Annotated in this window: 11 protein-coding genes and 1 pseudogene; 4 read left to right on the top strand and 8 right to left on the bottom strand. The window is 72.3% G+C overall.

Annotated features, from left to right (window positions below; all coding sequences use genetic code 11):
- Window positions 1–57 precede the first annotated feature (57 nt).
- The 3 genes and pseudogenes from AB0910_RS10065 to AB0910_RS10075 all read left to right on the top strand — a co-directional run bounded on the left by AB0910_RS10065 (window position 58) and on the right by AB0910_RS10075 (window position 1,092).
- Window positions 58–216, top strand: a complete 159-nt coding sequence (locus AB0910_RS10065; RefSeq protein ID WP_366744059.1) for a hypothetical protein — start codon at window positions 58–60, stop codon at window positions 214–216.
- Window positions 217–396: 180 nt separating this feature from the next.
- Window positions 397–883 (top strand): annotated as a pseudogene (locus tag AB0910_RS10070) (DUF5753 domain-containing protein).
- On the top strand, window positions 880–1,092 hold the full coding sequence (locus tag AB0910_RS10075) for a DUF397 domain-containing protein (RefSeq protein ID WP_366744060.1): 213 nt from the start codon (window positions 880–882) through the stop codon (window positions 1,090–1,092). Before AB0910_RS10070 ends, AB0910_RS10075 begins: the two are co-directional and overlap by 4 nt.
- A gap of 126 nt (window positions 1,093–1,218) precedes the next feature.
- Here AB0910_RS10075 and AB0910_RS10080 read toward each other — a convergent pair whose 3' ends face one another.
- Window positions 1,219–1,413, bottom strand: a complete 195-nt coding sequence (locus AB0910_RS10080; RefSeq protein ID WP_366744061.1) for a hypothetical protein — start codon at window positions 1,411–1,413, stop codon at window positions 1,219–1,221.
- Window positions 1,414–1,681: 268 nt separating this feature from the next.
- On the opposite strand from AB0910_RS10080, the gene AB0910_RS10085 reads away from it, so the two are divergent.
- The gene (locus AB0910_RS10085) at window positions 1,682–3,817 is read left to right on the top strand and encodes a prolyl oligopeptidase family serine peptidase (protein ID WP_366744062.1); all 2,136 of its coding nucleotides are present in this window, start codon (window positions 1,682–1,684) and stop codon (window positions 3,815–3,817) included.
- Here the strand turns inward: AB0910_RS10085 and AB0910_RS10090 are convergent.
- From AB0910_RS10090 to AB0910_RS10120, 7 genes are all read right to left on the bottom strand, one after another.
- Window positions 3,800–4,930 carry a dipeptide ABC transporter ATP-binding protein gene (locus AB0910_RS10090; RefSeq protein WP_366744063.1) on the bottom strand — a complete coding sequence of 377 codons (1,131 nt, stop codon included), beginning with the start codon at window positions 4,928–4,930 and terminating at the stop codon, window positions 3,800–3,802. The genes AB0910_RS10085 and AB0910_RS10090 overlap by 18 nt on opposite strands.
- Window positions 4,914–5,897, bottom strand: coding sequence for an ABC transporter ATP-binding protein (locus tag AB0910_RS10095; protein ID WP_366744064.1), 984 nt, complete (start codon window positions 5,895–5,897; stop codon window positions 4,914–4,916). Before AB0910_RS10095 ends, AB0910_RS10090 begins: the two co-directional genes overlap by 17 nt.
- 9 nt (window positions 5,898–5,906) lie before the next feature.
- A complete protein-coding gene (locus AB0910_RS10100; RefSeq protein WP_366744065.1) occupies window positions 5,907–6,890 on the bottom strand; it encodes an ABC transporter permease in 984 nt (327 codons plus the stop codon).
- Complete coding sequence (locus AB0910_RS10105; RefSeq protein ID WP_366744066.1) at window positions 6,883–7,806, bottom strand: ABC transporter permease; 924 nt, start codon at window positions 7,804–7,806, stop codon at window positions 6,883–6,885. The genes AB0910_RS10100 and AB0910_RS10105 overlap by 8 nt, the downstream gene beginning before the upstream one ends.
- A gap of 196 nt (window positions 7,807–8,002) precedes the next feature.
- Window positions 8,003–9,637: an ABC transporter substrate-binding protein gene (locus tag AB0910_RS10110; protein WP_366744067.1), complete on the bottom strand. Its 1,635-nt coding sequence runs from the start codon at window positions 9,635–9,637 to the stop codon at window positions 8,003–8,005.
- A gap of 614 nt (window positions 9,638–10,251) precedes the next feature.
- The gene (locus AB0910_RS10115) at window positions 10,252–11,088 is read right to left on the bottom strand and encodes a transglutaminase-like domain-containing protein (RefSeq protein WP_366744068.1); all 837 of its coding nucleotides are present in this window, start codon (window positions 11,086–11,088) and stop codon (window positions 10,252–10,254) included.
- Between the two features lie 47 nt (window positions 11,089–11,135).
- Window positions 11,136–12,149 (bottom strand): GNAT family N-acetyltransferase, encoded by a 1,014-nt coding sequence (locus AB0910_RS10120; protein ID WP_366744069.1) that lies wholly within the window; start codon window positions 12,147–12,149, stop codon window positions 11,136–11,138.
- Window positions 12,150–12,227: the final 78 nt, after the last annotated feature.

The following is a 12,227-nucleotide window of genomic DNA, read 5'->3' on the forward strand; positions in this document are numbered from 1 at the left end:
GTATCCTCAACAGGTCTGAAGGCTTTCCAAACACGTTGGAAAGGTGGGGTTGGCCACGTGACCGAACTGCCGCCCGGGCAGGGCGCGGAGCCCGCGAACGGCCTTGAGTGGTTCGGGCGGGAGCTTGAGGCAGCACTGACCCACAAGGGAGCCAGCCAGCGGGAGCTGGCCGACTTCACGGGCTACAAGGAGCCGTACGTCTCCAAGGTCAAGTAGGGCAAGGCGCTGGCGTCCCCCGCCTTCGCGGACGGCTGTGACCGGTTCTTCGACACGTCGGGGTGGTTCGCCCGCTTGCTGGTCAGGATCAGCGAGCGGGGACATCCCGGCTGGTTCGTTCCGTACATCAACCTGGAGAAGCAGGCCGGCCGCATCGAGGACTACTCCAACGCCCTGATCATGGGCATGTTGCAGACGTGGGAGTACGCGGAAGCCACGTTCCGCGCCACGCACCCGCGTGAGACCGACGACCGGATCAAGGCCAGGGTGGAGGCACGGTTGGCCCGGCGCGAGATCATGGAACGGGAAGCTCCGCCCCTGCTGTGGGTGATCTTGCACGAAGCGACGTTGCGCACCGAAGTAGGTGGCAGGGCGGTCATGGCAGATCAGCTCCGTCACCTTGCCACAGGCGCGGGAAACCCCCATGTCACGCTTCAAGTTCTCCGCTACAAAGCGGGTGCCCCCGCGTCGTCCCTTTACCCTGCTAACACCGGACGACGGGGCAACAGTCCTGTACTCGGAGGCCAGAGGGCAGGGGCACGTGACGGACTCCGCGAAGGCGGTGGACGACGCACGCACGACGTACGAACGTCTGCGGGCGTCAGCACGCGACCCGGAAGAGTCCTTGGCTTTGATTCGAGAGATCGCGGAGGAGCACGCCAGATGAGCAGCACGCACGGCCCCTGGCCCGGCCAGTGGGTCAAGAGCACGTACAGCGGTGGCGAAGGCGGCCAGTGCATCGAGTGGGCGCCGCAGCACGCGGCGGCCACGGGTGAGTTCCTGGTCCGCGACTCCAAGGACCCGCACGGCCCGCACCTGAACCTGACCTCCGAGGGCTTCGCCGGACTGGTCGCCTTCGCCAAGTCGCACGGCTGACCCGCCTACGCGCACGGCCGCGCCCGAGCCCCGCCGTTCCGCCTGGTGGCGGCCGGGGCTCGGCGCGCCCGCCCCTGACCGCGGCGGTCACGGCGCCCGCAGGACCGCCCCCGCCGCGCGGCCCGGTCAGAACTTGATGTTCCCGATCATGCCCGCCACGCTCGACGTCAGCGAGGAGATCGTCGGGGCGACCGACGAGCCCGCGAGGAAGAAGCCCGCGAGCGCGCAGACGATGGCGTGCCCCGCCTTCAGTCCCGACTTGCGGATCATCATGACGACGATGACCACGAGCAGCACCGCCAGTGAGATCGAGAGCACCACGGTGGTTCACCTCCACAGGGCGTTTGGGCGAGAGGTCCGGGGACAGACGACCTCAGCGGAGAACGTTCGGTGGGAGCCCCGGCGTCGAGGGACGGCCGGCGGCGGACGGTAGGGCGGACAGCGGTCGGCGTGGGCGGTATGGGCGGGCAGCATGTGCCCGGCGGGTGGTTCATACCCACACGCCGCTACGGATCATAACTATCCGTCCGAACGCATCGATCGGAGCACAGCAGCACAACGGGGGCGCACGGCCGTTAAATTCGGTGCCATGACCTTGAAGGATCAGCTCTCGTTCCCGCGTCAGCACGCGAAGACCCAGCGCTTCACCCTGGGCGCACCCCGTGCCTTCACCGTCTCCCCCGACGGGGAGCGCGTGGTCTTCCTGCGGTCCTCGTCGGGCACCGATCGGGTGAACCGGCTCTGGGTGGTGGACCTCGCGGGCGCCGAGGGGCCGAAGGAGCGGATCGCCGCCGACCCGGCCTCGCTGCTCGGCGGCGCGCCCGAGCAGCTGTCGGCGCAGGAGCGCGCGCGGCGCGAGCGGGTGCGGGAGAGCTCGGCGGGCGTCGTCGGGTACGCGGTCGACGCGGCCGTGCGAACGGCCGCCTTCCCGCTGTCGGGGCGCCTGTTCACCGCCTCGCTCACGGAGCCCGTGGTGCGGGAGCTCGACGTCCCTGGACCGGTCATCGACCCCAGGCCGTCGCCGGACGGCCGCAGGGTCGCGTACGTGACGCGCGGCGCGCTGCGGGTCGCGGAGGCCGACGGCTCGGGGGACCGGCAGCTCGCCGCGCCGGAGAAGGACGAGGTGGCCTACGGCGTCGCCGAGTTCGTCGCCGCGGAGGAGATGAACCGCACCCGCGGCTTCTGGTGGTCGCCGGACTCGGACCGGCTGCTGGTCGCGCGGGTCGACACCGCGAAGGTCCGCAGATGGTGGATCTCCGACCCGGCCCACCCGGACAGGCCGCCGGCCTCCGTCTCGTACCCGGCGGCCGGCACGCCCAACGCCGACGTCACGCTGTTCCTCATGGGCCTCGCGGGCGAGCGCACGGAGGTCGTCTGGGACCGGGCGCGCTTCCCCTACCTGGCGCGCGTGCACTGGTCCGAGGCCGGGGCGCCGCTGCTGCTCGTCCAGTCGCGCGACCAGCGCCGTACCCAGTACCTCGGCGTCAACACGGTGACGGGGGAGACCCGGATCGTGCACCAGGACGAGGACCCGGCCTGGCTCGAACTGCACCCGGGCGTGCCCGCCTGGGCGCCCGACGGCCGCCTCGTGCGGATCGCCGACGAGGGCGGCGCCCGCGTCCTGGTCGTCGGCGACCGGGCCCTGACCGGGCCCCAGCTGCACGTGCGGGCGGTGCTCGACGTCGACGTGCGGGACATCCTGGTCTCCGCGTCCGCGGGCCCCGACGCCGCGGACCCCGAGACGGGCGAGGTGCACGTCTACCGCGTCAACGAGCTCGGCGTGCAGCGCGTCTCCGAGGGCCCCGGGCTGCACACGGCGGTGCGCGGCGGCGGCGCCACCGTCCTGCGCACGGCGGGCCCCGACCCGAGCGGGCCCGCGGCGGCCGTGCTGCGCGAGGGCCGCCCACCCGTCGAGCTGGTCTCGTACGCCCAGTACCCCGTGCTCACCGCCCACTTCGCACTGACGGAGGCGGGGGAGCGGCGCATCCCGAGCGCCGTGCTGCTGCCGACCGGCTACCAGGAGTCGGACGGCAGGCTGCCCGTCCTGGTCGACCCGTACGCCTTCCCGCACGCGCAGCGCGCCGTGCACTCCCACCACGCGCACCTGACGTCCCAGTGGTTCGCCGACCAGGGGTTCGCCGTGGTCGTCGCCGACGGGCGCGGCACGCCGGGCCGCAGCCCCCGGTGGGAGAAGGCGATCAAGGACGAGATGGCGTCGGTGATCCTGGCCGACCAGGTCGACGCGCTGCACGCGCTCGCCGCCGACTTCCCGCTCGACCTCGACCGGGTCGCGATCCGCGGCTGGTCGGGCGGCGGCTTCCTCGCCGCGCTCGCCGTGCTGCGCAGGCCGGACGTCTTCCACGCGGCCGTCGTCGGCGCGCCCGTCACCGATCTGCGCCTCTACGACACGCACTACCAGGAGCGCTACCTCGGCGACCCGGGGGAGCGCCCCGAGGTCTACGCGCGCAACTCGCTGATCACCGACGCCGGGCTCTCGCTCGCCGCGGAGCCCGCGCGGCCGATGATGATCATCCACGGCCTCGCCGACGACAACGTGGTGGTCGCCCACTCGCTGCGGCTGTCCACCGCCCTGCTGGAGGCGGGCCGCCCGCACGAGGTGCTGCCGCTGACCGGTGCCACACACATGACGCCGCAGGAGCAGGTCGCGGAGAACCTGCTGCTGCTCCAGCTCGCCTTCGTCAAGCGCTCACTCGGGCTGTCCTGAGCCGCCGCCGTCCGCGCGGGGGCCGCCTCCCGCACCCGGGCCGCCGCCGTCCGCAGGGCCAGGGCGCGTCGGCACGATCCGCTTCTCCTCGGCGAAGTGGCAGGCCGACGGGTGGGCGGCGGGGCCCGCGCCGGCGAGCCACGAGGGGACGGCGAGCGGCGGCTCCTCACGCGCGCAGATGTCCTGCGCCTTCCAGCAGCGGGTGCGGAAGTGGCAGCCTGAGGGCGGGTTGGCGGGAGAGGGCACGTCGCCCTGGAGCAGGATGCGCTCCCGGTGCTCGCGGCCCGTCGGGTCGGGCAGCGGCACCGCCGAAAGCAGCGCCTGCGTGTACGGGTGCGTCGGGTGGTCGTAGATCTCGGTGTCCGTGCCGGTCTCCACGATCTTGCCGAGGTACATCACCGCGACCCGGTCGGAGATGTGGCGGACGATCGACAGGTCGTGCGCGATGAACACGTAGCTCAGGCCGAACTCGCCCTGCAGCCGCTCCATCAGGTTGATCACCTGGGCCTGCACCGACACGTCGAGCGCGGAGACCGGCTCGTCCGCGACGATCACCTCGGGCTGCAGCGCGAGCCCGCGCGCGATGCCGATGCGCTGGCGCTGGCCGCCGGAGAACTGGTGCGGATAGCGGTTGATGTACTCCGGGTTGAGGCCCACCACGTCCAGCAGGTCCTGCACCCTGCGCCGCCTGCTGCCCTTCGGCGCGACCTCCGGGTGGATCTCGAAGGGCTCCCCGATGATGTCGCCGACCGTCATCCGCGGGTTGAGCGAGGTGTACGGGTCCTGGAAGACCATCTGGATGTTGCGCCGCACCGCCTTCATCGCCCGGCCCGAGAGCTGCGTGACGTCCTCGCCCTTGAAGGTGATCCGGCCCCCGGTCGGCTCCTCCAGGTGCACCAGCATCTTGGCGACGGTGGACTTGCCGCACCCCGACTCGCCCACGATGCCGAGCGTCTCGCCGGCCCCGAGGGCGAACGAGACGCCGTCGACGGCCTTCACGGCGCCGACCTGCCGGCGCAGGACGACGCCCTGGGTGAGCGGGTAGTGCTTGACGAGGTCGCGCACCGCGAGGACGGTCTCCGTCCCCGCCTGCGCCTCAGTCGTCGACGTCATCGAGCGTCTCCCTCCAGAAGTGGCAGGCGCTGCGCCGGGCCGCGCTCACCTCGTACAGCGGCGGCTCGTCCGTGGTGCACACGTCCCTGGCGCGCGGGCAGCGGGGGTGGAAGGCGCAGCCCGGCGGGATGTCCAGCAGGTTGGGCGGCAGGCCCCTGATCGCGTACAGGTCCTGGCCCTTCTGGTCCAGCCGGGGGATCGAGTCGAGCAGGCCGCGCGTGTAGGGGTGGGCGGGCGCCTTGTAGATGTCGTGCACCGGCGCCGTCTCCACGATGCGGCCCGCGTACATCACGGCGATCCGGTCGGCGACGTCGGCGACCACGCCCAGGTCGTGGGTGATCAGGATCAGCCCCATGTCCAGCTCGCGCCTGAGCTCGGCGAGCAGGTCCATCACCTGCGCCTGCACGGTCACGTCGAGCGCGGTCGTCGGCTCGTCCGCGATGATCAGCGAGGGTTCGAGCGCCAGTGCCATCGCGATCATGATGCGCTGGCGCATGCCGCCGGAGAACTGGTGCGGGTACTGGTTGACCCGCTCCTTCGCCGCGGGGATGCGGACCCGGTCCATCAGCTCGACGGCCTTCGCCCGCGCGGCCTTGCGGGACATGCCGCGGTGCACGGTGAACATCTCGCCGAGCTGCTGGCCCACGCTGAGCACCGGGTTGAGCGACGACAGCGCGTCCTGGAAGATCATCGCCATCCCGGCGCCGCGCACCCTGCGCCGCTCCTCCTCCTTGAGCTTCAGCAGGTCGCGGCCCTTGAAGAGGACCTCGCCGCCGGAGATACGGCCCGGCGGCACGTCGAGGATGCCCATGATCGCCTGGGCCGTGACGGACTTGCCGGAACCGGACTCGCCGAGCACGGCGAGCGTCTCGCCCGCGTCCACCGCGTAGCTGACGCCGTTGACGGCCTTGGCGACCCCTTCGCGGGTGTGGAACTCCACGTGCAGGTCGCGCACTTCGAGCAGCATGCGGGCTCCTCAGCGCAGCTTGGGGTCGAGGGCGTCGCGCACCGCGTCGCCCAGCATGATGAACGCGAGCACCGTGATCGCCAGGGCGCCCGCCGGATAGAGCAGCATGTGCGGCGCGTTGCGGATGTACGGCGACGCGGTGGAGATGTCGATGCCCCACGACACGGTCGGCGGCTTGAGGCCGACCCCGAGGTAGGAGAGCGTCGCCTCCAGCGAGATGTACGTGCCCAGCGCGATGGTCGCCACGACGATCACCGGCGCGATCGCGTTGGGCATGATGTGCCGCACCAGCATCCGCGTGTTGGACGCGCCGAGCGCGCGCGCCGCCTGGACGAAGTCGTTCTGCTTGACGGTGATGACGGAACCGCGCGCGATACGGGAGATCTGCGGCCACCCCAGCAGCACGATGAACCCGATCACCGGCCACACCGTCGTGTTGGTGATCACGGAAAGCAGCACGAGGCCGCCGAGCACCACGGGGATGCCGAAGAAGATGTCGGTGATCCGGGAGAGCACCGCGTCGCCCCAGCCGCCGAAGAACCCGGCGAGCCCGCCGAGCACGGAGCCGAGGATCGCCACGCCGACCGTGGCGCACACGCCGACCGTGACCGAGGCGCGTGCCCCGTACACGGTGCGCGTGTAGACGTCGCAGCCCTGCCCGTTGAAGCCGAAGGGGTGGCCGGGCGCCGGGCCGTCCTGCGCCTTCGCCAGGTCGCAGGAGAGCGGGTTGCCCGACGCGATCAGCGACGGCCAGATCGAGATGACGACGAGGAAGAGGATCACCAGCGAGGAGATGAGGAAGACCGGGTTGCGGCGCAGGTCGTGCCAGGCGTCCGACCACAGGCTGCGCGCCTCGCCGGACGCCCCGCCGCCCTCCGGCGCGCCCGGCACGTTGCCGGGGCCCGCGCCCTCGGTGGCGAGGTCCATCGCGCCGCCCGCGCCGGTGGGCGCGACGGCGCCTTCCCCCGCGTTCCTCGGGACTTGTTCAGGCATACCGAATCCTCGGGTCGAGTACGGCGTACAGGAGGTCGACCAGCAGGTTGGCGACGAGGAAGACCAGCACGAGCACGGTCACGAAGCCCACGACGGTCTGCGAGTTCTGCCGCAGGATGCCCTGGTAGAGCTGGTAGCCGACGCCGTGGATGTTGAAGATCCGCTCCGTGACGATCGCGCCGCCCATCAGGCCGCCGATGTCCGTGCCGATGAAGGTGACCACCGGGATCAGCGAGTTGCGCAGCAGGTGGCGCACGATCACCCGGCGCCGCGGCAGGCCCTTGGCGGTCGCCGTGCGCACGTAGTCGGAGCGCCGGTTCTCCGCGATGGAGGTGCGGGTCAGCCGGGTGACGTACGCGAGGGAGACGGAGGCGAGCACCAGGCCCGGCATGATCAGCTGGTCGAACGGCGCCTCGGGGGAGACCGAGGGCTGGATCACGCCCCACTTCACGCCGAACAGCAGCTGGACGATGAGGCCGGTGACGAACGTCGGCACGGAGATCACCACCAGCGTCAGCAGCAGCACCGTGGTGTCGACGGGGCTGCCCCTGCGCAGGCCGGTCGCGACGCCCAGCGCGATGCCGATGACGATCTCGAAGATGATCGCGATGATCGTCAGCCGGATCGTGACGGGGAAGGCGTCGCCCATCAGCTCGATCACCGGCTGCCCGTTGAAGGCCGTCCCGAAGTTGCCCTCGAAGACATGGCCCATGTACGTCAGGTACTGCTGCCACAGGGGCTTGTCGAGGCCGAACTCGCTGCGCAGCTGCGCCGCCGTCGCCGGGTCGCACGCCTTGTCGCCGCACAGCCCCTGGACGGGGTCGCCCATGACGTTGACCATCAGGAAGATCAGCAGCGTGGCCCCGATGAACACGGGGATCATCTGGAGCAGCCGCCGGATCACATAGCGTCCCATGCCGGCCTCCGCGGGTCGTCGTGCCTTCGGGGTGCGGTGGCGCCGGGGTGCCGCGGCGCCCGCGCCCCGTACGGGAGCCCGGCGCGCGGGTGCGCGCCGGGCCGTGGGTGGCGCTCAGGGGCTTTCGTGCGGGTCAGGCCGGATCCGGGGCCGGGGCACGTGGGCCCGGCCGGACCCGCGCAGGGGGCCCCGAGCGTCACTTGACCTTGATGTCCCCGTAGACCGGGACGCTGAAGGGGTTGAGGCGGACGTCGGACACGCGGTCCGAGTAGCCCGCGCTGCCGTTCTGGTACCAGAGCGGGATGGCCCCCATCTGGTCCCGCAGCACGCCCTCCGCCTGCTGGAACAGCTTCACCGCGCGCGCCCTGTCGGTCTCCGCGTTGGCCTGGTTGACCAGCTTGTCGAACTGCGGGTTCGAGAACTTCCCGTCGTTCGACGAGGCGTCCGTGTAGTACAGCGGCTGCAGGAAGTCCTGGATGAGCGGGTAGTCCATCTGCCAGCCGGCGCGGAACGGCCCGGTCATCTTGTGCTGCGTGATCTTGCTGCGGAAGTCGGCGAAGGTGCCGACGGGCGCGCCGACGCACGCCTTGTCGTTGTGCAGCACGTTGTTGATGCTGTTGCAAGTGGCGTCCACCCACTCCTTGTGGGAGCCGGTGTCGGCGTTGTACGCGATCGTCATCCGGCCGCCGGGGATGCCGCCGCCCTGCCGGATGAGCTTGCGGGCCTCGGCGGGGTTGTACGCGCACGCCTTGCCGCACAGCCCGCTCTGGTAGCCGCCGGACGCGCCGAGCACCGGCGAGGTCCAGTCGGTGGCGGGCGTGCGGGTGTTGTTGAAGATCGTCTTCGTGATCTGCGCGCGGTTGATGGCCATCGAGAGGCCGGTGCGCAGCTTCACCGCGTTCTTGTTGTTCCAGCGCTTGTCGTAGAACGGGAACGCGAGGGTCTGGATGATGCCCGCGGGGGTGTTGATGTACCGGCCGCCCAGGTCGGACTTGACGTTCTTCAGCTGGGCCGCCGGCACGTCGTCCACCAGGTCGAGGTTGCCCGCCGTCAGGTCGGTGTAGGCGGTGTTGTTGTCGGTGTAGACCTTGAGGTCGACGCCGCCGTTTCGCGCCTTGTCCGGGCCCGGGTAGCCCTTCCAGCGGCGCAGCTGCATCTGTGAGCCCTTGGTGTACTTGCTGATGGTGTACGGGCCGTTGCCGACCGGCTTGGCGAGCCACGCCGCGTGGTGGGTGAAGAAGGTGCTCGGCAGCGGTGAGAAGGCCGCGTAGCCGAGGGTGTCGGGCCAGGTGGAGAACTTCTGCGACAGCCGCACGGTGAAGGTCTGCGGCCCGGTGACCTTGAGCCCCGACATCGTCTTCGCCCTGGGCTGCCCCGAGGTGGGGTGCACGTCGTCGTAGCCGTCGATGTACTGGAAGAACGGGGAGTTGACCTGGTTGTTCTTCAGGTACGCGCCGTAGTTCCAGGCGTCCACGAACGACTTCGCCGTGATCTTCTCGCCGTTGGAGAACTTCCAGCCCTTCTTCACCGTGACGGTGAAGTTCTGCGAGTCCTTGGTGGTGATCGACTGGGCGAGCCAGTTCTGCGCCTTGGCCGTCTTCGGGTCGTAGCGCTTCAGGCCGCGGAAGAGCATGTCGAGGACCTTGCCGCCCTGGACCTCGTTGGTGTTCGCAGGCTCCAGGGGGTTCTGCGGGTCGCCCCACGAGGCGCTCACGATGCCGTTCGCGCCGCTGCCACCGCTGCCGCTGTCGCCGCCCCCGCCGCAGGCCGTTGCCGTGAGGGCGACGGCGATCGCGCCGGCGGCCCACTTGGCGTGCGTGGCTCCTCGCATGGAGTGCCTCCTCTTCAGCCCAAGATCTCTTTGGACCCAAATACACCCCATATGGCTACAGAGCGCACTTTCTTCGCGGCCGTCCGCGCTGTCCGCACGCGCAGATACGCCCGGATGCAGGCAGCACCCACCCGGGCGACGGCGGGCCGCTCACGGCGCTGTCCGGGGCCGCCGCCCTCGCCGTCGCCGGCAGCGCCTCCGCGAGCAGCACGAGCACCGTGGACCCCCGGGGCGTCGGGCCTCCGCCGCCCGCGCCGGCGAGGACGGCGGGCGCGTGCGCCCTGCGTCGCAGCAGCGCCGCGCGCCGGTCCGTGCCCCGCAGCAGCGCGCGCGTCCTGCCGAGGAAGGCGCGCTCGCGGCGGGTGCCGCCCCGGGCAGTGCAGTGCAGTGCAGTGCACCAGCAGGCCACGCACCGGCCGGGCGAGCCGTCCAGGCCGGTCGGGTCGGTACGCGCTGCGCCCCGCGCAACTCGTCGTTCCACGCCTGGAGCACGGCCGTGCTCCAGGCCATGCTGGAGCGGCCACCGGAACGTGCGGGGGGCCTTCCGGGGCCGGCTCGCCGTGCCGTGCCCACCGCGGCGCGGCACGGCGCGCCGGGGCCGCAGCGGCGGCCCGTCAGTTCAGCAGGGCGCGGGCGGCGCGCGCCCGGTGGCGGATCGCCCGGGCCGTCGCGGGCTCCACGGCCGCCACGACGTCCGCGTACTCCTCGAGTTCCGCCGCGCCGCGCAGATAGTCGCCGCGCTCCACGAGCAGCCGCGCGTGGTCGTAGCGCAGCCGCGCCGGGTGCGCGGGCAGCAGCATCGCGAGCTCCAGCGCCCACAGCGCCACCCCGCTGTGCTCGGGGCGGCCCGACGCCCAGGCCCTGATGTTGTTCAGCACGCGCGCGACCACGTCGAGCGGCTCGGCAGGCCGCAGCGCCCCGGCGGGCAGGGGGCCGCCCGCCGTGCCCGCGACGAGCGCGGCCGCCTGCTCCCCGCCGAGCACGGCCCCGCCGGCGAACGGGTCGGCGAGCACCAGAGCGTCGTGCGGCCCGAACCCGACGACGAAGTGCCCGGGCAGCGCCACCCCGCACACCGGGGCGCCCGCGCGCCGCGCCACCTCGGTCCACACGAGCGACAGCAGGATCGGCAGCCCGCGCCGCCGCCTGAGCACCTCGGGCAGCAGCGACGACTCCAGCCTGCGGTAGTCGGCGGGCACGCCGTGGAATCCGCACCGCCCGCCCAGCAGGTCGCCCACCGCGCGCGCCCAGTCCGCCGGGTCGCGCGGGCCGAACGGCAGCAGCCCGGCGAGCCGGTCGAGTTCGGCCTGCGCCGCGTCCAGCTCCGCCTCGCCCGCCGCGGGGTCGGCCTCCGCGCCGATCAGCAGGCACAGCACCGCGGGGTCGGGCCGCTCGGCCCGCGCCTCTGCGGCGAAGGCGGCCCGCCGCTCGTCCCTCTCGTACGGTTTCCCCACCGCTCCCACCGGCCCTTCAGCTCTCGCGCGGCGCCGTGGCCGCTGCCCTACGCCGGCCGGAAGTACCGGTAGGCGTGGTGGGCCGCGAACCCCATGTCCGTGTACAACGCGCGCGCGGCCGCGTTGTCGTCCTCCACCTGGAGCCAGGCGGCCGACGCGCCCTCGTCGAGCGCCCGGCGCGCGAGCGCCGCCATCACGGCGCGCGCGAGCCCCTTGCGCCGGTGCGCCGGGTCGACCTCCACCGCCATGAACCCCGCCCAGCGGCCGTCGGCCACGCAGCGGCCGATCGCCGTCGGCCCGCCGTCGCCCGCCCGGTCGGGCACCGTCGCGAACCAGGTGGAGGGGCCGCTGCGCAGGACGTGCAACTGCTCGGGGCCCACCGCCTGTTCCGTGCGGTGGTAGCGGCGCAGCCACGCCTCGTCGACCGTCCGCGAGAGCCGCACCCCCGCCGTGTCCGCCGCCAGGTCGGCGACCGGCGCGAGCGCGCCCGTCCAGACCTCCGTGTCCGCCTCGGGCCGCCAGCCGTGCGCCGCGAACGCGTCGGCGACCCGCTCCTGCTCGGCCGCCGACTCCGCCTCCAGCTGGACGTACGGGGTGCGCCCGCGCGCCTCGTACCACCGGCGCACCGCGGCCAGCGCCTCGGCGACCGGCACGCCGGGGTCGCCCGTCGCGAGCGCCGAGTTCGCGCGCCGGGTGAAGCCGCCTGCCGCGCGCAGCCGCCAGCCGCCGAGCGGCTCGGACTCGACGGGCTGCCACGCGCGGGCCGCGACAGCGGCCAGCTCGGCGCGGGTCGCGGCGGGGCCCCTGCGGCGCGCGGGCGCCCCCGGTGCGTCGGGCACGACTTTCCCGGCCACCAGGGTCGACGCGTCGATGGCCACCACCTCGCCGGAGCGGCGCGTGACCCGCATCACCCCGCCGTCCCAGGATGTGAGAACACCCACCGTGTCGGTGAACTTTTCCGCGCCGTCGGATGCTCCGGTCAGCCGTCGGACTGATACCCGTTTGCCCACATCAGCAGGGCTGATCCGGACCTCAAGACGTCCTGCGCCGGTGATTTCCACTGCTCTGCGCGCCCCTCCTGTTCGGATCGTGCCCGGGAACGGAGATACTAGATGCGGGCATCGACGACGCCGCGCTCC

This window comes from Streptomyces sp. NPDC047002, from assembly GCF_040704505.1.
Classification (GTDB): Bacteria; Actinomycetota; Actinomycetes; order Streptomycetales; family Streptomycetaceae; genus Streptomyces.

Bases quoted from the DNA above. Each gene is read 5' to 3' on its own strand.
- AB0910_RS10105 (WP_366744066.1), bottom strand. From the start codon at position 7,806: ATGGGACGCTATGTGATCCGGCGGCTGCTCCAGATGATCCCCGTGTTC.
- AB0910_RS10100 (WP_366744065.1), bottom strand. From the start codon at position 6,890: ATGCCTGAACAAGTCCCGAGGAACGCGGGGGAAGGCGCCGTCGCGCCC.
- AB0910_RS10095 (WP_366744064.1), bottom strand. From the start codon at position 5,897: ATGCTGCTCGAAGTGCGCGACCTGCACGTGGAGTTCCACACCCGCGAA.
- AB0910_RS10075 (WP_366744060.1), top strand. From the start codon at position 880: ATGAGCAGCACGCACGGCCCCTGGCCCGGCCAGTGGGTCAAGAGCACG.
- AB0910_RS10110 (WP_366744067.1), bottom strand. From the start codon at position 9,637: ATGCGAGGAGCCACGCACGCCAAGTGGGCCGCCGGCGCGATCGCCGTC.
- AB0910_RS10085 (WP_366744062.1), top strand. From the start codon at position 1,682: ATGACCTTGAAGGATCAGCTCTCGTTCCCGCGTCAGCACGCGAAGACC.
- AB0910_RS10090 (WP_366744063.1), bottom strand. From the start codon at position 4,930: ATGACGTCGACGACTGAGGCGCAGGCGGGGACGGAGACCGTCCTCGCG.